24 protein-coding genes and 1 rRNA gene are annotated in these 24,135 nt (G+C 29.3%); 17 read left to right on the top strand and 8 right to left on the bottom strand.

Annotated elements, in window-relative coordinates:
• Window positions 1–10 precede the first annotated feature (10 nt).
• The 3 genes from rrf (at window position 11) to FYJ26_RS10890 (ending at window position 1,210) form a co-directional block, all read left to right on the top strand.
• Window positions 11–127 (top strand): 5S ribosomal RNA (rrf, locus tag FYJ26_RS10450).
• A gap of 367 nt (window positions 128–494) precedes the next feature.
• Complete coding sequence (locus FYJ26_RS10445) at window positions 495–662, top strand: hypothetical protein (protein WP_154542151.1); 168 nt, start codon at window positions 495–497, stop codon at window positions 660–662.
• Between the two features lie 26 nt (window positions 663–688).
• Complete coding sequence (locus FYJ26_RS10890; protein WP_195837864.1) at window positions 689–1,210, top strand: ABC transporter; 522 nt, start codon at window positions 689–691, stop codon at window positions 1,208–1,210.
• A gap of 206 nt (window positions 1,211–1,416) precedes the next feature.
• Here FYJ26_RS10890 and FYJ26_RS10440 read toward each other — a convergent pair whose 3' ends face one another.
• The 3 genes from FYJ26_RS10440 to FYJ26_RS10430 all read right to left on the bottom strand — a co-directional run bounded on the left by FYJ26_RS10440 (window position 1,417) and on the right by FYJ26_RS10430 (window position 4,653).
• On the bottom strand, window positions 1,417–2,703 hold the full coding sequence (locus tag FYJ26_RS10440) for a dicarboxylate/amino acid:cation symporter (protein ID WP_154542150.1): 1,287 nt from the start codon (window positions 2,701–2,703) through the stop codon (window positions 1,417–1,419).
• 1,471 nt (window positions 2,704–4,174) lie between these two features.
• On the bottom strand, window positions 4,175–4,363 hold the full coding sequence (locus FYJ26_RS10435) for a helix-turn-helix transcriptional regulator (protein ID WP_154542149.1): 189 nt from the start codon (window positions 4,361–4,363) through the stop codon (window positions 4,175–4,177).
• Window positions 4,363–4,653: a DUF2178 domain-containing protein gene (locus FYJ26_RS10430; RefSeq protein ID WP_176270035.1), complete on the bottom strand. Its 291-nt coding sequence runs from the start codon at window positions 4,651–4,653 to the stop codon at window positions 4,363–4,365. Before FYJ26_RS10430 ends, FYJ26_RS10435 begins: the two co-directional genes overlap by 1 nt.
• Window positions 4,654–5,021: 368 nt before the next feature.
• Between FYJ26_RS10430 and FYJ26_RS10425 the strand changes: the two genes are divergently transcribed.
• From FYJ26_RS10425 to FYJ26_RS10885, 3 genes are read left to right on the top strand one after another with little or no spacing between them, the layout of a single operon-like run.
• A complete protein-coding gene (locus FYJ26_RS10425) occupies window positions 5,022–6,251 on the top strand; it encodes a putative DNA modification/repair radical SAM protein (RefSeq protein ID WP_154542146.1) in 1,230 nt (409 codons plus the stop codon).
• A 3-nt stretch (window positions 6,252–6,254) separates the two neighbouring features.
• The gene (locus FYJ26_RS10420) at window positions 6,255–6,986 is read left to right on the top strand and encodes a TIGR03915 family putative DNA repair protein (RefSeq protein ID WP_154542144.1); all 732 of its coding nucleotides are present in this window, start codon (window positions 6,255–6,257) and stop codon (window positions 6,984–6,986) included.
• Window positions 6,987–7,014: 28 nt separating this feature from the next.
• Window positions 7,015–7,281 carry an ion transporter gene (locus tag FYJ26_RS10885; RefSeq protein WP_176270036.1) on the top strand — a complete coding sequence of 89 codons (267 nt, stop codon included), beginning with the start codon at window positions 7,015–7,017 and terminating at the stop codon, window positions 7,279–7,281.
• Window positions 7,282–7,424: 143 nt separating this feature from the next.
• On the opposite strand, the gene FYJ26_RS10880 is transcribed toward FYJ26_RS10885, so the two are convergent.
• A complete protein-coding gene (locus FYJ26_RS10880) occupies window positions 7,425–7,598 on the bottom strand; it encodes a hypothetical protein (protein WP_195837863.1) in 174 nt (57 codons plus the stop codon).
• Window positions 7,599–7,768: 170 nt separating this feature from the next.
• On the opposite strand from FYJ26_RS10880, the gene FYJ26_RS10410 reads away from it, so the two are divergent.
• Window positions 7,769–9,127, top strand: coding sequence for an MATE family efflux transporter (locus FYJ26_RS10410; protein WP_154542142.1), 1,359 nt, complete (start codon window positions 7,769–7,771; stop codon window positions 9,125–9,127).
• A gap of 72 nt (window positions 9,128–9,199) precedes the next feature.
• A complete protein-coding gene (locus tag FYJ26_RS10405) occupies window positions 9,200–9,910 on the top strand; it encodes a transposase (RefSeq protein ID WP_154542140.1) in 711 nt (236 codons plus the stop codon).
• A gap of 93 nt (window positions 9,911–10,003) precedes the next feature.
• On the opposite strand, the gene FYJ26_RS10400 is transcribed toward FYJ26_RS10405, so the two are convergent.
• Window positions 10,004–10,660 (bottom strand): HAD family hydrolase, encoded by a 657-nt coding sequence (locus FYJ26_RS10400; protein WP_154542138.1) that lies wholly within the window; start codon window positions 10,658–10,660, stop codon window positions 10,004–10,006.
• 148 nt (window positions 10,661–10,808) lie between these two features.
• Entirely contained in the window at window positions 10,809–11,348 is a 540-nt protein-coding gene (locus FYJ26_RS10395; protein WP_154542136.1) for a GNAT family N-acetyltransferase, read from the bottom strand.
• A gap of 120 nt (window positions 11,349–11,468) precedes the next feature.
• Between FYJ26_RS10395 and FYJ26_RS10390 the strand changes: the two genes are divergently transcribed.
• Both FYJ26_RS10390 and FYJ26_RS10385 read left to right on the top strand, forming a co-directional pair.
• Window positions 11,469–12,002: a chromate transporter gene (locus FYJ26_RS10390; protein WP_154542134.1), complete on the top strand. Its 534-nt coding sequence runs from the start codon at window positions 11,469–11,471 to the stop codon at window positions 12,000–12,002.
• The gene (locus FYJ26_RS10385; protein ID WP_154542132.1) at window positions 11,995–12,555 is read left to right on the top strand and encodes a chromate transporter; all 561 of its coding nucleotides are present in this window, start codon (window positions 11,995–11,997) and stop codon (window positions 12,553–12,555) included. Before FYJ26_RS10390 ends, FYJ26_RS10385 begins: the two co-directional genes overlap by 8 nt.
• A 318-nt stretch (window positions 12,556–12,873) precedes the next feature.
• Here FYJ26_RS10385 and FYJ26_RS10380 read toward each other — a convergent pair whose 3' ends face one another.
• The gene (locus tag FYJ26_RS10380) at window positions 12,874–15,552 is read right to left on the bottom strand and encodes a cation-translocating P-type ATPase (protein ID WP_154542130.1); all 2,679 of its coding nucleotides are present in this window, start codon (window positions 15,550–15,552) and stop codon (window positions 12,874–12,876) included.
• 171 nt (window positions 15,553–15,723) lie between these two features.
• The gene (locus FYJ26_RS10375) at window positions 15,724–16,233 is read right to left on the bottom strand and encodes an LURP-one-related/scramblase family protein (RefSeq protein WP_154542128.1); all 510 of its coding nucleotides are present in this window, start codon (window positions 16,231–16,233) and stop codon (window positions 15,724–15,726) included.
• Between the two features lie 232 nt (window positions 16,234–16,465).
• Here FYJ26_RS10375 and FYJ26_RS10370 point away from each other — a divergent pair, with 232 nt between their 5' ends.
• From FYJ26_RS10370 to FYJ26_RS10340, 7 genes are all read left to right on the top strand, one after another.
• On the top strand, window positions 16,466–17,800 hold the full coding sequence (locus FYJ26_RS10370) for a TrkH family potassium uptake protein (RefSeq protein WP_229771263.1): 1,335 nt from the start codon (window positions 16,466–16,468) through the stop codon (window positions 17,798–17,800).
• A gap of 8 nt (window positions 17,801–17,808) precedes the next feature.
• Window positions 17,809–18,474: a potassium channel family protein gene (locus FYJ26_RS10365; protein WP_154542124.1), complete on the top strand. Its 666-nt coding sequence runs from the start codon at window positions 17,809–17,811 to the stop codon at window positions 18,472–18,474.
• A gap of 290 nt (window positions 18,475–18,764) precedes the next feature.
• On the top strand, window positions 18,765–19,454 hold the full coding sequence (locus FYJ26_RS10360) for a zinc metallopeptidase (protein ID WP_154542122.1): 690 nt from the start codon (window positions 18,765–18,767) through the stop codon (window positions 19,452–19,454).
• 47 nt (window positions 19,455–19,501) lie between these two features.
• Window positions 19,502–20,023, top strand: a complete 522-nt coding sequence (locus FYJ26_RS10355) for a CtsR family transcriptional regulator (RefSeq protein WP_229771262.1) — start codon at window positions 19,502–19,504, stop codon at window positions 20,021–20,023.
• A gap of 2 nt (window positions 20,024–20,025) precedes the next feature.
• Entirely contained in the window at window positions 20,026–20,601 is a 576-nt protein-coding gene (locus FYJ26_RS10350; protein WP_154542120.1) for a UvrB/UvrC motif-containing protein, read from the top strand.
• Window positions 20,598–21,566: an ATP--guanido phosphotransferase gene (locus FYJ26_RS10345; RefSeq protein ID WP_154542118.1), complete on the top strand. Its 969-nt coding sequence runs from the start codon at window positions 20,598–20,600 to the stop codon at window positions 21,564–21,566. The genes FYJ26_RS10350 and FYJ26_RS10345 overlap by 4 nt, the downstream gene beginning before the upstream one ends.
• A 2-nt stretch (window positions 21,567–21,568) precedes the next feature.
• Complete coding sequence (locus FYJ26_RS10340) at window positions 21,569–23,998, top strand: ATP-dependent Clp protease ATP-binding subunit (protein WP_154542116.1); 2,430 nt, start codon at window positions 21,569–21,571, stop codon at window positions 23,996–23,998.
• Window positions 23,999–24,135: the final 137 nt, after the last annotated feature.

Here is a 24,135-nt window from a genome sequence, read left to right as displayed (position 1 = left end):
GTAAAGAAAATATGGTGACAAAAGCAGAAGGGATACACCTGTATCCATACCGAACACAGAAGTTAAGCCTTCTAACGCCGATGGTACTCGGAGGGAGACCTCCCGGGAGATTAGGAAGTTGCCAAACAATTAGATCAGCTAAGGCTGGTCTTTTTTTGTTTTTAAAAGTAAAATAAAAAGTAAAATAAATAGAAATACTAGTATTAGAGTAATAGATAGGATATTTATATAAATCTAGTTTTAGTCTATCTTTACCATAAAAATAAATAATGGAAGAGTTATTTTATTAAAGTCAGTAAAAATTGAAAAATTTAATATAGGTAATTATCATAACAAATTTATTATAAAATATAGAGAAAATTCAAAAATTGCAACTAAAGAAGTTACTGGAGATATAATACCAATTATAAAAAAGATAAAATTAGAAAATTTAATTGAAATTAATAGGAATAGGAAAGAGATTCAATTAGAAGATATTGTAATGGAGAAATTAAATGAAATTACTTAAGTCTGAATTTAACAAGATAAAAGAAGAAATAAAATTTTATTATCCAGATTATATAGTAGGTATTATAGTCGAATTGTTAATATTATTTATAATTCTTAAAGTAGGAAATGATCTAAATATATCTTATTTCTCTTATATATATCATGGGTATTAGTAAGTGGAATAATATCTGAATCTGTGATGTGTATATCTACAGAAAAACAATTAGGAACATTACAAAATTTAATGATTAAACCATATAATATATTTCAAATTGCACTTGCTAAAGTTTTTATATGGTATTTAATAAATCTTGTAAAAATTATACTTATGTCTATTATACTTAAGCTTTTTATTTTTAATGATTTGATTTTAAACTTATCAATAATATATACTTTGCTATTGGAAAGTATAGGTATTTTTGGACTATCATTTGTAATGTCTGCTCTTACTTTAATATATACTAAAATAGCATCTTTTGAAGTTATAATATCATATATTATATTATTTTTATCAGGTAGTATTATAAAATTACCTGAGTTTATACTTTATACTAATCCTATAAGTTATTGTTTTATAATTATACCTAAAATAATTAAAGGGGAAAAGATATATGTAAATTTAATAGTATTATTTGTATTATCTTCAATATTATTTGTTTTAGGATATTTATTATTTAAAATAGTATTTAAAAGAAGTAAAGATTTTTCTTGGAATTATTAAAAATCGATTAGAAAAACTTATTGATATTTTCAATTATATTGTTTGATTATATCATAGTAGTTATATAATAGGATAGCTTAAAGTGTAAAAAGCAAATCTTAAATTTTTAAATATGGATATAAGTTAGTCATTGAATTATATTTTTAATTTTAAAAAAGTGATGATAGGAATGATAAATTCATTCTCTACATCACTTTTTTAGTGGTCTAATTATTATATATAGATCTATCTATCTCATTTTCACTTGATGCAACTATAAGGGCAGATGAGGCTGCTGCTGTAACATTTGTTGCAGTTCTTCCCATATCTGCTAAGGATGATATAGGCGAAAGGATAACAACCATTTCTATAGGAAGTCCCATAGCTGCAAATACTGCTGTTGTTGTAATTGTTGCAGTTCCAGGAACACCTACAGTTCCCAATGACACTAATAAGGCTACAAAAACTAGCATAATATAATCTGATATAGAATAGTTTATTCCTAGAACATTTACAGTTAATAGTGCACTCATTACAGGCCAAAATCCAGCACATCCAGGCATACCCATGGTGGCTCCCATAGGAGCTACAAAGGATGCAACCTTTTCACTTACTCCCATATTTTTAGTTAGATTTTCAATATTTGCCCCAATTGATCCTACTGATGATTGAGTTGTAAATCCAATTGCTTGGACTGGCCAATTTTTCTTAAAAAACTTAAATGGGTTAAGTTTTCCAATAATTCCAATCATAGCTCCTGTTGTTATATAAGAATGAAATACGGAGGCTATATAGGTTAAAATTAGGATAAATAATAGTGGTTTTACTGCACTATAGTCAATTCTTCCTATAGAGCTTGCAAGAAGTGATAAAACAGCATATGGTGTAAAATCTGTTACAAATCCAATAAGCCTAAAGATTATTTCAGAAAATGACTCTATAAAGTCTACAAACGGCTTAACTTCTTTATCTTTTCCTCTTTCTATAAGTTGAAGAACACTTAGACCTATAAGAACTGCAAATACTATTATTGGAATAACTGATCCTTTTGAAGCATCAGCTACTATATTTTTTGGAAAAAAGTTTACGAAAGCATCAGCAAAGCCTGGTACTTCCTTAACTTCGTTTGAAGTTTCTATTGGAATATTTGCATTTTTTCCTATCTTAAATAATACTGCTAAAACTACACCTATAAGGGAGCCTAGAACATTGTGAAGACTTAACACACCAATAGTTTTAAGTCCCATAGACCTTAGATTTGCCAGGTTTTCTGTTGAAATTACTATTTTAATTACTGATGCTAGAAGAATTGGTATTACTAGGGCAAATAATAAATTTGCATAAATCCTACCAAAAACTCCTATATATTCTGTACTATCCTTAAATAAAAATCCAAGAATAATACCTAAAATTGCTCCAGAAATCACTCTAATTCCAAAGGAAATCCCCTTTTTTTTCATAAAGCTTAGGCCATAAAAAAGTATAAAGCCTATAAAAAGTACTAAAAATTTCATATAAACTCCTTTATTTTTTAGTTTAAAAGTGAAAGTATTAAAAGTAATTAAATGGCAAATAAAAGTTGGTAGCATAGCTAGAATATTTTAATAAATCAAAAACTACACTATCTATTCCACCTTTTACAAAATTTGATAGGTAGAAGTTTTAATCTTATCTTGGTAGGTTAATTATTTTAAATAAGAAATAAATTGAAGGCTTTGAAATATCCTATATCAATGAATGACTAACTTAGATATAAAATAATATAAAAACATGATTTCTGCCTAAATTATCCTATTATTTTTAGAAAATTTTCCAAAAGTATGGCTAAGCTAATTAACATAATTGTATTAAAGTTAAGTTATTCTTTCCTATATTATCTAATCTTAGCTTAATTTTACTATTATGAAATGGTAGGAATAAATTATGGTCTGGATATTATAATATTATGGCCTATATTTTAATTATTTTATTAATAAGTTTCTATGCTCACACCACTTGTTGGAAAATTTTGATAAGTAATTTTTATAAATTTTCTAAAAGAAAAATATTCACTTGCTTTTTCTTATTTCTACCAAGTTTAAAGTTTTTACTTACTAAGAATTATTTTATTTTCTTTCACTTATAAGATAATAAAAATGAGTAAAAAAAAATCCCGCCCCACAAAAGGACGAGTTACCGTGTTTCCACCTTTATTCGCTTTTTACTTTGTTTTTCTTAACTAATATAAGTTAAGCATAAAAAATAAAAAACCTCATCGAGGTCAATTAACCTCTAGCGCTATAACAGGCGCACCTGTTACCGACTACTTACTTTCGTCAGTAAGACTCAAAGATGCATAAACATAAATATTTTATAGTCTATCTCAGCTTAAAAGACTTCTCTGTAATAAAACTCTCTTATGTTCTCTTCTTTTTTACGTCATTTATATTACAAGAGTGATTATACAATCCAGACTAAATTAGTCAAGTATAAAAAATAAAAAAATTAAAAAAATTTTTAAAAAAATGTTTAATATCGTTTTCAAGGGGTATATTATAAATAAGAGAAAATAAAATCTCTATCCTACCGGCACAGTATTTAAAAAATACTGGTTACAAAACTTGGCTAAGGGAGGATTTCAAATAAGTGAATAGAAAAAGTGGTGGAAGATAATGTAAAGGTAAGGTCATCTGACATTTTTCTAAGATTTGAAATAAGAAGCTAGCAAGTTTTAACTATATAGGTAAAAGAAAAAAATAAAATATATGGTAAAGGAGTGGTTAGTTCACATAGGTATTAGATAAATTAAAGATAAAAAAATATGAGTGTATATAGACATATAGATATGTAAATATATGAAAAGAAAAATAAAAAATAGAGTAAACGCAAGTTTACAGAAAGGACAAAAGAGTGATAGAACCAAAATCAGAACTCTGTGCTGGTAGGAGAAAATAAATCGACCTTGTAAGTGTAAAAAAACTAAGGTCGATTTTTTTGTGCTTATTTTTAAGGAATAAAAAGTTCATCTACGCTAGTATTTAAAACTTTGGCAAGGTCAAAGGCAAGCTCTAATGACGGTGAATACTTATCATTTTCAATGGCGTTTATAGTTTGTCTTGAGACCTTACACATATTGGCAAGGTCTTTTTGAGATAGTTTTAATTTCGTTCTTAATTCCTTTATATTATTTTTCATTAAGAATATTTTCTCCTGAATTTCACAACATTAACTAAAAATAAAACTGAAAGTATTACAAGATCAATAAAATGATTAGATTTACCTATTTCATTTCCGATTTTTATACTTATCCAATTTGAAACTATATTTATTACAAGATATGCCATAAAAATAGTAAGAGTATATCTAGAAGCCTTATCCTTTATTTTATCATCTCTTTCATCGCCTAGCTTATAGATAGTAAATAGGCTTATAGAAACTAAAACTACCGATAAAAATAATATAAATAAAAATACAGTAAATAACATAATAACCTCCTTTATGTCAAACATCTTTTACACTGCTATAATACAAGAAAATCTTATAGATGTCAAATAAGTTTGACATATCAAAAAAATAATCCTTACACTAGTATAGATTATTCTTTATATTGTAAGGAAATTATATAGATATATTAATCTTATTTAACTTTCATATTGAAAAAATTTGATAGTACAAATAGATTATTATTTTTCCAATAAATAAAAAGAAATTTGAAAAGTAAGATTCTCTTAAAGTAAAGAGATAACTAAAATAATAACTTGAAATATATAGAAGTTATATTAGAAATTACTTGCAAAAATCCTCCTTTCTTATATAATTATAAGACAGTAAGAGTCTTATAGAGGGAGGGGCTATGGATACTTTAGAAAAACTTAAAATATTAACTGATGCAGCCAAGTATGATGTTTCTTGTTCATCGTCTGGTTCAAATAGGAAAAATACATCCAAAGGTCTTGGTAATGGGCATGTATCTGGTATTTGTCACTCTTGGAGTGAAGATGGAAGGTGTATTTCTCTTCTTAAAATCTTATATACAAATAAGTGTATCTATAACTGCGAGTATTGTATAAATAGGTCATCTAATGACATAAAAAGGGTAGAATTTACTCCAAGAGAGGTGGCTGACTTAACTATAAACTTTTATAGGAGAAATTATATAGAGGGTTTATTTTTATCATCTGGAATTGTCAAAAACCCAGACTATACCATGGAGATGCTAATTGAAGTTGCAGATATTCTAAGAAATAAATATTTCTACAACGGCTATATCCACATGAAAGCAATCCCTGGCTCAAGTCCTGATTTAGTTAAAAAAATGGGACTTTTAGTCGATAGGATGAGTATAAATGTAGAACTTCCCACAGAAGAATCTTTAAAAATCCTAGCTCCTCAAAAGTCCATAAAGGCTATTGAGTCATCTATGGGCTTTGCCAAGGAGAAAATAGTCCAAAGAAAAAATGAAATACAATTATATAGGCACACTCCCAATTTTCTTCCAGCAGGCCAAACTACTCAGATGATTATAGGGGCAGCTAAGGAAAGTGATTTTGATATTATGAAAAGGTCAGAAAATTTATACAAGGACTATGAGCTTAAGAGAGTGTTTTATTCAGCCTTTGTCCCTGTTGTTAAAAGTGAGTTTACAAAAGATGTCAAAAAAGCTCCTCTTTTAAGAGAACATAGACTTTATCAAGCTGATTGGCTTTTGAGATTTTATGGATTTAAGGCAAATGACTTACTTAATGAAAAAAATAATAATTTTGATTTAAGAATTGATCCTAAGACTAGTTGGGCTATTAATAATATAGAGAAATTTCCAGTTGAGATTAATAAGGCAAGTTACTATACCCTTATGAAGATTCCAGGTATAGGGAGAGTTTCTGCAAGAAAAATTATTAATGCAAGAAAGTATAGAAAGCTTAAGTATGAGAACCTAAAGGATCTAAATATTTCAGTAAAAAGGGCTAGGAATTTTATAATGGTAGATGGAAAATATATGGGAGCGAGATTTAAAGATAAAAGTGATTTGAAGAATAGGATGAGTGATTCTAGCTCCTTTGAACAGCTTTCTTTTTTTGGGTGATTTATGGATATTATTGTATATGATGGTTCTTTTGATGGATATCTGACGGTTATTTTTGATTATTATAGTGACTTATTTAAAATAAAGATAGAAATCGAATGTAAGCAGATTTCCTTTCTTAAAATAAAAAAAGTTGAGACCAAGGTTGAAAAATCTAAGAAAGTCGAAGATTCTATAAAGAAGAATCTTTCAAATGAGTTTTTCTTTAAGATAAAAATAGCATTTAAAACGGATTATAAAAATAAAGATACTATTATTGCAAGACTTATTAAACTTGCATATATAAAAGGTCTTATGATTATAAATTCTAGCAACAAATATGGAATAGCTTTTAACAAGATGCTTAAAAATTATGAATCTGAGACCCATGATTTGAAAGGACTTTTAAGATTTAGGGAGATTCAAGAAGAATATCTTTTTGCGGAATATGAATCTCATAATAATGTTTTGGAAGATTTATCAAGGCATTTTTTAAAAAGAATGCCAAAAGAAAAGTTTATAATATATGATAAGAATAGGAGAAGGGCCTTTATATCCATATATGGTAACGTAGAAGTTGTTGATATTCTAGATTTAGATATTGAAGAAAGTGATAGGGAGAAGTTTTTCAAATCCTTATGGATTGGCTTTTATGATACAATAGCTATTAAAGAAAGAGTAAATAAAAAGCTTATGATTTCTAATATGCCAAAGAAATATTGGAAGTATTTACCTGAGAAAAATATGATTAAATAGCTTGTTTATTAATATATAAGGAAGTAATATGAAAGATACAAAAGTTAGACAATTAGGATTTCAAAATATAGGAGTAAGTCTTTCCTACACATTCTTGATGCTTATTTCATTTTTTAAGGATTTTAACACAAGTGGTATAACTATAATGTTTTCTACTATGCTTATATTTGGGATAATTGATAAAATATTTATAGAAAAAGACTTTGAATCTAATCTAAGTAAAATATTTGCTTGGATTTTACTTATAGCTTTTATAATTATAGTAATAGCAAATTTTGAATCATTATTTAAATAAAAAGATTGATGTTTGATAAGAAAGGGGATTAATATCTAACGGATTACAAACTTATATATAAATAAGGGGTATGATGAGAAGAAATGCTCAAAAATATGTTTCTTCTTAGGGTTTATATTCTTAACTATAGCTATTTTAATTCCTTATGATAATTTCGAATTTATATTAGGTCCTCTTAGAGCTGTGGGTTTTCTAACTATATATGGAAATCCTTTACTTGGAATAATAGGTTCTATATTTTCTATAAAAAGAAAGGACTTAGTATTTTTGCTTTTAAATATAGTACAAATTTTGGCTTTTCCACTAACAACATTCATAGGAGGGAGGATTTTTGGTCCTTAATAAGGGTCTTTTAAATTGCATAATAACAATATTGTTAAATTCAAGTAAAAATTAGTCTGTTTTTGATGAAATTCTTTAAAAAGCTTGGAAAAAGTATGATATTTTGATAAAATATCTAAAGTTAAATAAAAAGAAAGGATAGGCTATGGAGAAAAGAAGAGATATAGATCTTACAAAAGAAAATATTAGAAAATCCCTGATAAAATTATCAATCCCCCTAACCCTTACGGCCTTTGTTCAAATAGCCTATACCTTAGTTGATATGATATGGATTGGAAGACTTGGATCAGGAGCTGTCGCTGCTGTTGGAGTTTCATACTTTTTAGCATGGATTGCAGAAGCCTTAGGACTTATTTCAAAAATAGGAGGAGGAGTTTATGCATCTCAAGCTTATGGAAGAAAAGATATAGAACTTACATCTTTAATCCTTAAAAACTCCTATATACAGGGAGCTTTTATTTCAATAATATATATAATACTTATACTTATATTTAAAAGAGTATTTATAGGATTTTATAATCTTGGAAGTGAGGTATCAACTCTTGCTGATAATTATATTACTATTACATCGCTTGGATATTTCTTTGTATTTCTTAATCCTATATTTTCCCAATCTTTTTATTCGATTGGAGAATCAATAACACCTTTTAAGATAAATACATTAGGTCTTGTCTTAAATATAGTACTGGATCCTATTTTTATCTTTGGTCTAGGTCCTATACCTGCTATTGGGATAAAAGGAGCTGCCCTTGCGACAGTTACTGGACAAGCTTGTGTATTTATTACATTTATATTTGTTATGATAAAAAAAGAAGGGATAGTAGCTGATAGCCTAAAAAATTTCACTTTTTCTAGAATATGGCAAAAAAGAATATTTATCTTAGGTCTTCCAGTTGCTCTGATTAGTGGAATCCATGCACTTATAACAATTGTACTTAATAAATTGATGGCAAACTTTGGTCCAAAGCCAGTGGCTGTATATTCTATAGGAAGTCAGCTTGAATCAATATCTTGGAAAACAACTGAGGGATGTCAGGTAGTCATACAGTCTCTTATAGCTCAAAACTACGGGGCAAGACTTATAAAGAGGGTAAAAAAGTCTGTTAAGGAAGGTCTTAGACTTGTTGGAATAATAGGATTTATTGCGACTTTGATTTTATTTATATTTAGAAACTACTTATTTAAGATATTTATACCAGATGATATGGATACTATAGCTCTTGGAGCTCAATACTTGGCTATACTTTCAGCAAGTCAATTTATGCAAGCTTTAGAGATTGGTTCTACGGGAATATTTCAAGGACTTTCAGATACGAGGACACCGGCTTTTATTTCGGTAGTATTAAATGCGATTAGAATTCCTTTATCATTTGCTTTTATTCCTTTTATGGGAGTGATGGGAATTTGGTTTTCGATGACAATATCATCAATTCTAAAAGGGATAATATCTTTGTACTTATTAAGAAAGAAAATAAAAAAGAATATAGTCTACATTAAAGATTAGTGCATTTAGGGACGTTCATTTTGTGCACTATAAAAACAATGGGTATAAATATAAAAAATTAAAGGAGTTTTTATGCCTAGACTAGCTAGATCTATCCAAAATTATAATTACTTTCATATTATGACTAAGGGAATAAACAAAGAAAATATTTTTTATAGTGATTTTTATAAAAATCAGATAATAAGGTATTATTTTGATGAAAAATATGATTGGGATATTTTGGCTTATGCTATAATGGACAATCATACTCATTTTTTGGTTAGAGTTGATAATACAGAAATACTTAGCAATATCATGAAAAGTATAAATATAAGGTATTCTATACTTTATAATAATATCGAAGATAGAAACGGACATCTTTTTCAAAATAGATTCAAATCATCTCCTATAAAATCAGAGAGACAATTATTTGAGTGCACTAGATATATTCATAATAATCCAGTATTTGCCTATATTGCAAAAAGTCCTAAAGATTATAAATTTTCATCATATAATGACTTTTTTATAGAGAATAAAGATAATATTTCAAAGTGTTTTATAAGGTTAATAAAAGATAATTTTAAAAATGAAAATGAATTTTTAAAATTTCATTGTGAAAGAATATTTTCGTTGCAATTAGATACAAAAGAAGATACAAGTATAGCAAAAAAATACATAATGGATAAATTGAAAAATAAATTGGATAGTAATGAGAAGATTAAGCTTTCTAAAAAATTAAGAGAGATGGGATTTACTAAAGTTGAAATAAGCAGAAAACTAAAAATATCTAGAAATAGGATATAAAACAAATTAATTTAATAATGTATAAGTGCAAATACTGAACGTCCCTTTATGCACTAAAAAGAACCTTGCGAGAATTGACAAGGTCTTTTGCTTTTATAGATTTTCAATTTTTTCTTCGTTTACTTCTGCTATATTATCTACAAATATATCAGAAATTTTCTTTATATCTTCCCATTCATTTTCATTATAAGGGAAGTCTTTTACTCCAACTGTCTTTATACCAACTTTTCCAGCAGACTTAACTGCATATAAGGCATCATCAAATAAAACGGCATCACTTGGACCTATTTTATACTTATCTAGGGCATATTGCCAATACTCACTCTCACTTTTTTTAAAGCCAGACTTATCTGGTGTATGGATGAAGTCAAAAAGCTCTATTATATCAAGTCTTTCTAGGGCATTTTTCAAATGCTTATAGTCAGTTGACGAACAAATACACATATCATAACCAAGTTTTTTGAGTCTTTTAAGGTAGGTTACAGTTTTTTCTTTTGGCATTAAGTTGTTTTTATAGCCATCTTCTATTGTGTGGTAGAAGTATTCTATAACTTCATCTTCACTCTTATCAGTACAAACATTAATATTAAGCCATTTCATTGTATCTATAAAGTTCATGGACTCTATCTCACCTTTTTCTTCTTTTGTAATTTTATAATTATATTTATCTAAAAGAGAATTTATAGGTTTAATCCATATATGCATGGAATCAAGAATTGTTCCATCGCAATCAAATAGTAATTTTTTCATCAAATCTCCTTATTTTCTATAAAAGCTTGACAAGAATTATTATATTATAACCCAAATCATGAAAGAATTCTTAGTATTCTTACTCATAAACAAAGATTCCCAAAATCTTTTATTTGTATGTCCATATTTTAAAATAATTATACAAAACTTAGGCAAGTTTTATATTTGAGTCTACATAATTTGCCGGGAAAATCGACTTCAATAGTCTAATATAATTATTAAAACTTATAGTCTTATTGAGACTCATAAGCTCAAGGTCTACTCCAAACCAAGATACTGTAATATCAGTTTGCCTAAATCCTAAATTTTTATAAAAATTCTTTCTTTTTTGCCTTTGAACTATGTTATTTGCTCCATCTGTACAAGCTTCTATTTCGATTATTATAGTCTTATTTTCTTGTTTATTTAATAAATCAATAGACCTTGAACCTATCTTTAATCCCCTATACCCGTCTTTTATAGCAAAGTAATCTATAAGTAGGGTATCATCTTTGTCTGAGTCGAGGGTTATAAACATTCCAACGAAATCATCGTTTAAAATTATAGGAATAATCCTACCTTGATTATTTTCACATACCTTTATAATTTGTTTTAATGGCTTTCTTTCTTCCTTCGGGAAGGCCTCTATATATAAATCTTTAATTTCACTCAGATAATTTAAGTAATTATCAGATAATCGTAAATCCATAAATATCCTTTCATAAATTTTAGAAATTTTGAATACAAAAACTAATATACCTCATCAAGGGCTTAATTTCAAGAATTTAGCTATGAATGCTCTTGTGCTATAATAAAGATAGGAGGATATATGAAGATATTATTAGACCTTTATAAAACATTTTTTAAGATAGGAATCTTTACTTTTGGAGGAGGATATGCAATGTTGCCTTTGTTACAAAGGGAGCTTGTAGATAAAAAGGGCTGGATTACAGAAGATGAGATGCTTGACTACTATGCTATAGGTCAGACTACACCAGGTATTATAGCTGTAAATACATCGACTTTTTGTGGTTACAAAAAGGCTGGAAAGCTTGGAGGAATAATTGCATCCTTAGGTTTTGTTAGTCCTTCTATAATAATAATTATTATTATAGCAAATTTTTTAGAAAAATTTGCTCATTTAGCTGTCATAAACCATGCCTTTGCAGGAATTAGGATAGCGGTATCTGCCCTTGTTTTAAATACTGTAATTAATATGGTGAAAAAAACTTGCGATAGAAAGCTTAAATACCTTATATTTTTTCTTACCTTTATAAGCATAGGAGTTTTTTCTATCTCTCCTATAATAATAGTTATAAGTGTTGGAGTTTTAGGGATTATCTTAGGAGGAAGATATGCTTAGACTAATGTGGGAGTTTTTTAAAGCAGGGCTTTTTGCCATAGGTGGTGGAATGGCAACTTTTCCCTTCTTACAAGAGATGAGTGAAAAATATAACTGGTTTTCCCAAGAAGAGCTTTTAAATATGATAGCTGTATCAGAGTCAACTCCCGGAGCAATAGGGATAAATGTGGCAAGTTTTGCAGGCTACAAGGTTTATGGAATCACTGGAGCTATTCTTGCATCACTTTCACTTATAGCACCTGCCATTATTATAATTTTAATCATATCTAAAGGGCTTGAAAGCTTTAAAAATTCATTAATAATAAAAAATATGTTTGAAACAATAAGGCCAGCTACAGCAGGATTAATCTTGGGAGCTATGCTTAATGTTATGATCTTATCTTTATTTAATGTGGCTTTGTATGAAAAATCGGGAAAATTCTTAGACTTATTTCAAATTTTACAAATTATAATATTTGTATGTTTTCTTATAGTATTAAGAAAGTATAAAAAAATCCACCCCATTATAATCATTGCCATAGGAGCTGTTTTGGGAATTGTTTTTAAGTTGTAAAATCCCAAAGAAATTGTATATTCTAATTCTAATAAAAGTATTTTCGAAATATAAAATCGGAATATTCTACAGAAAAAAAGTTTGAATCATTAGAAAAATCAAAATTAAGATATATATTACATTAATATTAAAACTAAGAAATCTTTAAAAAATTAGGATGCATGACCACGATTGAATATCGATTTTATGCATCCTAATATAAAAATTTAATAAATCAAGTATCAAACAAGCGTTGGTTTACTTAACTCTTGTTTTTTGTTTGAAAATCTTTATAACTTTAGTGAGTATATTTTGTAATCCAACAAAAGTTATAGTATTTTACTTATTTTTCCTAGCATTTATCTTGTGAACTTCACCTATTATAAGTGGTATAAAGGCGAGTGCAAGAATTATTAGCCATTGCCAAGTTATAAATTCAAGCTCGAATAGCTTTCTCAAAGGTTCAATATACATTACTATCAAAAGTAGACCAAAGGAGAATATAGTTGCCTTGATTAGTTGTTTGTTTGTAGCAAATCCTAATTCTTTTAATGTATATTTTGTACTTCTTACTGAAAAAGATCTTAAAAGCTCACTTGTTATAAGAGTAGCAAATACCATGGTATGGGCTCCTTCTATATTTCCAGGAAAGATATATTTAAGTCCTATAACATAAGCAAGTAAAACAGACAATGTTATAGCAAGTGATTGAACTATAAGTGAGTTTTTTAATGCACCTGATATAATTTGCTCTTCTGGATCTCTTGGTTGTCTTTCCATTATGTCTTTTTCTCCTGGTTCAACTCCTAGGGCTAGTGCAGGAAAAGCATCTGTTACTAGGTTTAGCCATAATAGTTGGATAGGTGTAAGTGGGGAAGGTAGACCAAATAGAATAGATAAAAATACAATTAAAACTTCTGCTATATTACATGAAAGTAGGAATGATACAAACTTTCTAATATTTGAGAAGATTATTCTTCCTTCTTCTACTGCATTTACAATAGTTGCAAAGTTATCATCTACTAGAATCATATTTGCAGTATCTTTGGCAACATCTGTTCCTGTTATACCCATTGATATACCGATATCAGCATTTTTAATCGCTGGAGCATCATTTACCCCGTCTCCTGTCATAGCTACTATTTCGCCATTTTCTTGAAGGGCATTTACAAGTTGTACCTTATTTTGTGGAGAAACTCTGGCAAATACTCTTTTTTCTCTAGCAATTTCTCTAATCTCATCATCAGACATATTGTTAAGTTCTTTACCTTCTATAGCTTGATCCTTAGAATCGGCAATTCCTAAATCTCTAGCTATAGCAAAAGCTGTTTCAAGATAGTCTCCTGTAATCATTATAACATCTATTCCTGATGAGCGACATTCAGCTACTGCTTGTTTTGCCTCAGGTCTTGGAGGGTCTATCATTCCTGTAAGACCTACAAATACCATCTCTCTTTCGATATTTTCGCTTGTAAGTTCTTTGTCTTTTATAGATTCAAAGTCTCTAAATGAGTAAGCCATTACACGAAGAGCTTGTTTTGCAAGACTCTTATTTTCTTCAATAGCTTTATTTTTCAAGTCCTCAGTAAAGTCTACGATTTCTCCATTCAATAGAATCTTTGATGAATTTTCTATAATAATATCAGGAGCACCTTTGGTCATGGCCCTGTATTTTTCATCTACATTATGGAAAGTTGTCATCATTTTTCTAGTAGAATCAAAAGGGATTTCTTTAAGTCTTGGAAATTTTTCTTCCATTTCTTCTTGGATTATGCTCCATTTTTCTGAAAAAGTAAGCATAGCACCTTCTGTAGGGTCTCCTATAATTTTGTACTGTTCGCCTTCACGAGTAAGGTCTGCATCATTACAAAGAGTTGATATTGTCATCAGAAGCTTGATTTGTTCATCATCTTCTATCTTTTTATCATCAAGTTTTATATCCCCTTTTGGAGTATAACCGCTACCTTCTACTTCATATTCATTTTCGTTTGTCCAAATCTTTGTTATAGTCATCTCATTTTGTGTGAGAGTACCAGTCTTATCTGAACAAATTGCAGTAGTTGCTCCAAGTGTTTCTACAGAAACAAGGGATTTTACTATAGCCTTTCTTTCAGCCATCCTATTCATTCCTATAGATAAAACTATAGTTACAACTGCAGTAAGTCCTTCTGGAATAGCTGCAACTGCTAGAGATACTGCAATCATCAAGTTTTCAAGTAAGGTGTCACCTGTTCTAAAATATCCTACTATAAATACAATAATACACACAATAATAACAAGTATTGCTAAAAGCTTTGAAAGCTTATTTAATTGTTTTTGTAAAGGTGTGTCCTTATCCTCTACTTTTTCAAGACTTGAAGCAATCTTACCCATTTCAGTATCAGAACCTGTTTGGGTTATAATACCCTTGCCATGACCATAGGTTACTATAGTTGATGAAAAGGCAAAATTTTCCCTATCACCTATACCTACTTCACTTTCATATACTACTTCGCTATCTTTTTCTGCAGCTACTGATTCTCCTGTTAGAGATGATTCATCTATCTGTAAATTTGATGATTCTAAAAGTCTCATATCAGCTGGAACTATATCTCCAGTTTCAATTACAACTATATCACCTACTACAAGATTTTCTGCCTTTAGCTTTTGTTTTTTTCCATCACGAATTACGCTTGCCTCAGGTGAAGACATTTTTTGCAAAGCTTCTACAGAATCTTCTGCCTTACCTTCTTGTAGAATAGACATTATGGCATTAATAACTACAATTGCGATAATTATAATAGCTTCAACCTTATCTCCTGTAAAAGCTGATACTACAGATGCAACTATAAGTAAGATTACCATAGGGTCTAAAATTTGTTCGGCAATTTTTTTAGCTAAAGACTTCTTAGCCTTAGATTCGATTTTATTTGGGCCATTTTCTTCTAGTCTTTTTTGGGCTAAATCATTATTTAAACCACGTGCCGCGTCAGAATCATATTTTGATACGATTTCTTTTTTTTGACCTAAATAGTCCATTTATACCTCCTAAAATTTTTCAAAAAAGAAAAGACTTTTGGCTTATTTGCCAAAAGTCTTGCTACCAAATGGTTTATTCAACCGGGATAAACCGTAATGACGATTGAATAATTTAGCTACTCCCTTTTGTTATAATAATTATATATCAAAAAATAGAAAAATCAAAGTATTTTAACAAGTAGAACAAGCAGCATCAGCAGCTTCATCATCCCTATTTTTCATTTCATTTATACAAAGACAAATCGCAATTAGGATAAGGCTTAAGTCTTCCCTATAAACGGTAAGCTCATATTGGTCTGTAAGGGCAAAAAACTTCTTATTCATATCAGCAACTATCTCATTTTCACGATATATTTCGAAGTCGTGGTCTATTATAGAACCTTTTAAATGAAGTTTTATACCTTCATAGTCTATATCGACCTTTCTTTTTAAAAATGAAAGTTTTTGGTCGATTTCCATATGACTTCCATCATTAAAATCTACGAAATATTTTTGCAAAAATGACCATATCTTTTTACTTATAGTAAATAAAACTTTTCCATCTGAATCCTTAAGTTTTGCACTATAGCCTATAAGTTTAAAATCTTGGTCAAAGAAAAAAACTTCCTTGCCATTTTCATCAAGGACAGGGTACTTATCTGTAATTTTAAAAAATTTTTCCTTAAAATAGTATTTTTTCATTTAAACATCCTTTTTTATTTTATTTTTATTATATACTATAATTTATTTTTTGTACTTTAGAAAAATTTATAAATTTAGGAAAATCAGCAATAAAGTAAAAGTTTTGACAATTTTTTTTTAGGGTGTAAAATTAAGTAAGTATATGCCCTTTGATATAATAAATCACAGGGCCTTAAATTTTGGATGATTTAAGTTGGAGAAAGAAGATATTATGCAAAAAAATAAAACTCATATGGAAAAATTATCATACAAAATAAGTTCCAATCCACCCCTTTACCTTACTATAGGTTTCATGGTTTTAATTTTAATAGGTGGTTTTATCCTATCCCTACCTATTTTTACAAAAAGTGGAAAGCCAACACCCTTAGTTGACTCTATCTTTGTTGCTGCATCTGCCTCTTGTGTTACAGGTCTTACTACTGTAAATACATTTGAGCATTGGAATACTTATGGACACATCGTTATTATACTCCTTATCCAAATAGGTGGACTTGGGGTAATGACTTTGGCAACTCTTTTTTCTTTAATTTTAAGAAAAAAAATAGGTCTTAAGTCAAGAAAGATTTTAAAGGAACAATTAAATATAGATACTCTCAAAGGTATTATGAAGCTATTTAAATATGTATTAACCTTTACCTTTATAGTAGAGGGAATAGGAGCTATGATTCTTGCTACAAGATTTATTCCAATTTATGGAAGACTAAGAGGGATTTGGTATGCTATATTTCACTCCATATCAGCCTTTTGTAACGCAGGATTTGACTTGACTGGAGATTCTATGTATCCTTTTAGAAATGACCTAGTTATAAACTTTACCATAATGGCTCTAATAGTTATAGGGGGTCTTGGTTTTATGGTTACAGCTGAGATTTTAAAAAAGAAATCCTTAAAAAAACTATCAGTCCATGCTAAGCTTGTTTTAATAGTAAGTTTGAGTCTTATAGTAGTTGGAAGTTTGGTATTTTTCTTTATAGAAAATCAACCTGGTGGAGTAGTTTATAATGAAGGATTTTTAAATTCTTTAGTCCAATCGACCTTCCAATCAATTTCCGCAAGAACAGCAGGTTTTTATTCAGTTAAACATGATAAAATAAAGGATGCATCGGCTTTATTCTTGATAATACTTATGGCAATAGGAGGCTCTCCTGGTTCGACAGCAGGTGGAATTAAGACTACAACCTTTGGGGTTTTGATTCTTTCAACTATTTCTATTATTAAAAATGAAGATGAGGTTGTAGTATTTAATAAACATATAGATCCAAAAACTATAAGAAAGGCCTTAGCCATTATAATGGTATACATAGGACTTATATTTATAGTTATATTCTTGCTATCTATTACGGAAAATTTTTCTGTAATAGATATATCGTATGAGGTTACATCAGCCTTTGCTACAGTAGGGGCAAGTAGGGGAATTACTGGACATCTAACAAGTATAGGAAAGATTTTACTTACTTTAAGTATGTATCTTGGAAGAATTGGTCCAATAACTATGGCCTATTCATTTGGGCTTAAATCAAAGACAAAATATATAAGATACCCAGAAGCAAATATTAGTATAGGTTAGGAGATATTATGGCAAAAAGTGTAATAGTATTAGGTCTTGGTAAGTTTGGAGTAACAGTAGCTGAAAAACTTTACCAAGCAGGAATTGAAGTTATGGCTGTAGATAAAAATTATGATATAGTTCAAAATATGAGTGATAAGGTAACAAGTGCAGTTCAATGTGATCTTTTAAATGATAAGGCACTAGAAGAGTTAGGAATAGGAAACTTTGATATTGCAGTAATAGCAAGTGGGGAGAGTATTGAGGCGTCAATTTCTGCTACCCTTTTTGCAAAAGACCACAATGTAGATAGGATTATAGCCAAGGCTACAAGTAAAAACCATGCAAGAATCTTAACAAAGATTGGAGCGGATCAGATAATTTTTCCGGAAATAGACATGGGAGAAAAACTTGCAAGAAGTATAGCAGGATCAAATTTCTTACAATTTTTCCACTTTTCTGATGATTATTCTATGATTGAGCTAAAGGCATATGATGAACTTATTGGAAAAAGTTTAAAAGAGATAAACTTTAGAGATAAATATAAAATGATGGTTATAGCTTATAAAAGGGATGGAGATTTAATAATAAATCCTGAAGCAGATTGGAGAATAAAAGAGGATGATACCTTAGTTCTTATAGGAGATAGTGATAGTGCTGACAAACTTCAAAAGGCTGCAGATAGATATAAATAAAAAATATAAACTTAGGAAAACGAATAAAATGATTTGAAATGTTGAAATTTAAATAAGAAAATAAAAGTAAAAAAAAGTTTGCATTTTTCAAAAATCATGATATAATATAATTAGCTAGTAAATAGCTAGGTTTTTCATTATTAATTCCTTATAGTTTTCCCTATAGAAAACTAGGACTAACTTATTCTTTTCTATATTATAAAAAGGCCCTTAAGGGTCTTTTTATTTACCTAATTTATTTGAAATATGATATAAGTATAAGTATATTTAAGAAAAAGAAAGGAAAGAAAATGCCATTTTATTTTGATAGAACCTATATCTTGGTTCTTATTGGACTTCTTATATCTATGCTTGCTCAAGCAAATATTCAAAAAAAGTTCGATAAGTACAAAAGGATTAAGACAAAAAAGAATATAAGAGGATTAGATTGTGCAAGGTATATACTTGATACTTATAGCTATGATGATATATCTATAAAAAAGACAGGAGGCGCACTTTCTGATTACTTTAACCCAGTAAGTAAGGAAATAGCTCTATCTGATACATCTTTAACTGATATATCTATAGCCTCAGTTGCAGTAGCAGCCCATGAGTGTGGTCATGTTATTCAATATAAGGAAGGTTATATCCCTTTAAGGTTAAAATCATATATAGTTCCTGCAGTAAACATAGGGTCAAAATTATCAATCCCCTTAATTTTACTAGGAGTATTTTTATCAATAGCAAATCTTATTACAATTGGAATATTTCTGTTTTCTTTTGTATTAATATTTCAACTTATAACACTTCCAGTAGAATTTGATGCATCAAAAAGAGCCTTAAATGTCCTTGAAAAATCAGGAATGCTTGTGGGAGAAGAAAATGATTTTGCAAAAGATATGCTAAAAGCTGCAGCCTTAACATATGTTGCTGCAACACTTTCAACAGCTCTACAATTTCTTAGACTTTGGCTTTTATTTGGAAATAGACGTGATGATTAGCTTGAATGTAGACTATTTTAGTGTACAATAAATATAAGATTCTTAAGATGAATCTTTATTTATTAGGAGAAAGGTCAGAGAAAGTCAAAGAAAAAGAGGAATTTATGGCAGGACTAACATCTGATATAGAAAGATTCTTAAAGGCTCTTTTAGAAAATACCACAGATGGATCTTTGGAGATAGGTAGAAATGACCTTGCAACAAGATTTGAATGTTCACCTAGTCAAATTAACTATGTGCTTTCAACAAGGTTTACCCCATATAATGGTTATATTATAGAAAGTAAACGTGGTGGTAATGGCTTTATAAGAATTATAACTATTGTAGAAGATGAAGATGATTATATAAAATATATTATTAAAAATTTAGATAAAGAACTTACAGAAGAAAGAGCTAAGAGCTTTTTTAAGGAACTTTTCAATAAAGGATATATGAATGAAAAGGAGCTTGGCATAGCAGTGTATGCTATCTTAGATAAATCCTTGATAAATGTTGAAAAGAAAAAAAGAAATTTGGTAAGACATGATATAGTAAAAAATATCCTACTAAGTTTTTTGATAAGGAGTTAAGTATGAAGTGTGATAGATGTGATAATGAGGCTGAAGTTACGGTAAAGGCCATAGTAAATGGTAGAGAACATAACTTTCATTTATGTAGTGATTGCGTAAATAAACTTTCCAAAGAGCCATTGGATGAAATAGATGGTTTTAAGGAAATAAATATCAATAATTTCGATTTAAGATCATTAATGGATAAACTTATCCCATCACTGGATGAGATAATAAATTCATATTATGAGTACAAATATAATAAGAACAACTATAGCTTTGACTATTTTACTTCACTTAAGCAAGAACATTGTCCAAAATGTGGAAATAGTGAGGCAAATATTAAATCAGGTATATTCGGTTGTGAATATTGTTATGAAATAGATTCTAATAATACTGACACACTCTTAAAGCAAATAAATAACTTTCAAACATATGAGGGAGATTATCCTAATAAACATAGAAATTTTAGAAAGATTGCTATAGAAATAAGGGATTTACAAGAAGAGTTACAAAAGTCAGTTGAATCCGAAGATTTTGAGAAAGCTCAGGATCTTAAGGAAAAAATAGATGAATTAAATATGAAGGTGAGAAATTGATAGATTATTATAAAGATATAATACTTGAAAGTAACTTATCTTTGAAAAGAAATATTGAAGGATATAATTTTCCTATTAGTCTATCAGAAGAAGATTCTCTTTTAATTATAGAAAAGTTTAAAGAAATCTACGAGGATGAACTCATTCTTTTAGAAGAGGTAGACGAAAATACCCTAAATAAACTTATAAATTCGGGTGTTTTATCAGAAGATTGTAAAAATAAGCAGGCAATAATAGGTCTAGTCTTCAAAGATGACTATATTATAGTTATAAATGATACAGATCATATTTCTATAAATGCATCAAACTTTGGTCTTGATTTAAAGAGCTCTTTCGACATATTATCAAGTGTGGAAAAATTCTTAGATAAGAAATTTGACTTTGCTTTTTCTGCAAAATATGGTTATCTTACAAGTTTTGCAAGAAATACAGGAAATGGAATAGAGCTTAAACTTAAGATGTTTTTATTTGCTTTAATAGACAACTCTCAATCCTACCTTGCCCTTAAATCAAATCTTGCTCATGATGGCATATACTTTACAAGATTTCTCCCATACTATTTCAAAAAATACAACAAAGATATCTACTTATTAAAAAACTATGGTAATTATAGAAAAGATATAAAATCCCAACTTGAAAAAATAGAAGAGATTGTAGATACTCTTGTAAGAAATGAAAGAAGATTTAGGAGAGACTACCTTATTATAAATGGGCTAGTTGATGATGATATAAAAGATAGGGTAAAGATTTTAAAAGAAAACCTAAAAAGTGAAAATTTAAAGTCACTTACAGATATGCTAGAAGTCTTATATGATTTAAAAAAATACAATATCTTAGGCTTTAATACAGGTCTTAGTGATGTTGAGATAGACTATTTAATATTCAATCTTACAAAGAATAAGTACAAGGGTAACAGAGACAGTGAAAGATATGAGTTTTTAAACTCATATATAAAGGAGCAGTAATAATGGAAAATAATAAGTTAAATAGACTAACAGGTCAGGCTAGAAGAGAATCTTATTCTCTAAGCCATGATTATATAGGCACTGAACATCTGCTTTTGGCCCTTATGAAAACAGGCTCTATAGCAACCAAGGCACTAGAAGAAGCTGGTGCAAACTATGAGCTTTTAAGGTCAATTGTTATAAATAACATAGGAAAGGGTTCTGCAGTAAGACCTGCCAAGGAATACTCCAACCAAGTTAAGAAAATCCTTGACATGGCAAGGAATTTTGCCCAAAAGAGAAAAAAGATAGGGGCAAGCGAAGAAGACGTCCTACTTGCTATCTTAAATGATGATGATTCATTTACCAACCTTATGTTTATGTTATCAGGTCTTGATAAAAAGACTATAAGGGATAATTTAATAAAATTACAAAAAGAAGATGAAAAGACAAGTTTTAAATCCAAAGAACTTGGAGAAAATATAGAAAAATTCGCCAAAAACTTAAATGATTTGGCTAGAGATAGAAGAATAGATCCAGTCATAGGAAGAGATAAAGAAATTGAAAGACTTATCCAAATTCTTATGAGAAGGACCAAAAATAATCCTATCCTCATAGGAGATCCAGGAGTAGGTAAAACTGCCATAGTAGAAGGTTTGGCTCAAAGGATTGTAATCGAAAAAGTTCCAGCCATAATGGAGGATAAAACAATAGTATCTCTTGACCTTGCATCAATGATTGCAGGAACAAAGTATAGGGGAGACTTCGAGGGAAGGCTTAAAAAACTATTTGAAGAACTTGAAAAAAGAAAAGATGTAATATTATTTATAGATGAGTTTCATATGGTTCTTGGAGCGGGAGCTGCAGAAGGAAGTATGGATGCAGCAAATATCCTAAAACCAATCCTTGCCAAGGGAGATATTCAAATAATAGGTGCTACAACTATAGATGAGTATAGAAAACATGTTGAAAAAGATCAAGCTCTAACAAGAAGAATGCAGCCAGTATACGTGGAAGAGCCATCTACAGAAGATACAATTGAGATAATAAAAGGACTTAAGGATAAGTATGAAGCTCACCATAAGGTGGAAATCAAAGATGAAGCAATTAAGGCAGCAGTAGACTTATCCAAAAGATATATCCAAGATAGGTTCTTACCAGATAAGGCCATAGATGTAATAGATGAGGCTTGTTCAAAACAAAGAATCCTAAATTACAAAAATAATAAAGATGATAAGTCTAAAAAAGATATTCTAGATGATTTAATTGCTCAAAAAGAAGAGGCTATAAATAATCAAGATTTCGAAAGAGCAGCAAATCTTAGGGATAGGATAAATGAAACAAGAGAAAATCTTGAAAAAGAAGAAGAAAACAAAAACCTAGACCTTGCTATAGGATTTGATGAAGTAGCAAAAATAGTTTCGGACTGGTCTAAAGTTCCTATAACAAAACTTACAGAAGATGAAAAGGAAAGGTACAGAGACCTAGATGTCGATCTTAAAAAAGAAGTCATAGGTCAAGATAAGGCAATTGATGAAGTATCTCACGCTATAAAAAGAGCAAGAGTTGGCCTTAAAGATCCAAACAAACCTATAGGATCATTTATCTTTGTAGGACCAACTGGAGTAGGTAAAACCTACCTTGCCAAATCTTTAGCCAAAAACTTATTTGGAGATAGCGAAAATCTAATAAGAATGGACATGAGTGAGTACATGGAGAAATTCGCAGTCTCAAGACTAGTTGGATCTCCTCCAGGATATGTAGGATATGAAGAAGGTGGACAACTTACAGAAGCTGTAAGAAAAAGACCTTACTCAGTAATACTATTTGACGAAATCGAAAAGGCCCATCCTGATATCTTTAACCTTCTTTTACAAATACTTGATGATGGAAGACTAACAGACGGTCAAGGAAGAACAGTAGACTTCAAGAATACCATCATAATCATGACAAGTAATGTAGGAGTATCAAGCCTAAACCAAAAACAAACTATAGGATTTGGAACAGGTGATGAAGAAGAAAAACAAAAAGAAGATAACAAAGAAATTATAGAAAAGGCTATAAAAGATACCTTTGCACCAGAATTTATAAATAGACTTGATGATATCATTATGTTCAACTCTCTTGATAAAGAAGCTATCAAGGAAATCACAAGAATAATGTTAGATGAAAGCAAAGAAAGACTTGAAAAACTTGGTATTGAGATAAACTATAACAAGAGAGTAGTAGACTATCTTTCTGAGGGAGGATTCTCAAAAGAATATGGGGCAAGACCACTTGAACGCCATATAACAAGAGAAATCGACAACAACCTAGCAGAAGAAATCCTTGATAACAAACTTTCCAAAGATATGGTAATAAACCTAACGGTAAAAGAAGGAAAGATAAATTTCGCCAACAAAAAAGAAAAAAAGACAGAAGATAAAAAAGAGAAAGCTTCTGTAAATTCATAAGATAAAGTGCGAGACTGTGTAAAGTTTTGTGTATAGAAACCTCCTGATTAGGGTAAAGAAAAACTAACCAGGAGGAATTTTTATGCCAAGAAAAAAACAGAAACAAAGTTAAACAAAATATCTAAGATGTTAATTGA

This window comes from Anaerococcus porci, from assembly GCF_009696575.1.
Taxonomy (GTDB): domain Bacteria; phylum Bacillota; class Clostridia; order Tissierellales; family Peptoniphilaceae; genus Anaerococcus; species Anaerococcus porci.
The sequence above is the reverse complement of the archived record's forward strand: the minus strand, read 5'-3'. Positions and strand labels throughout refer to the sequence as shown.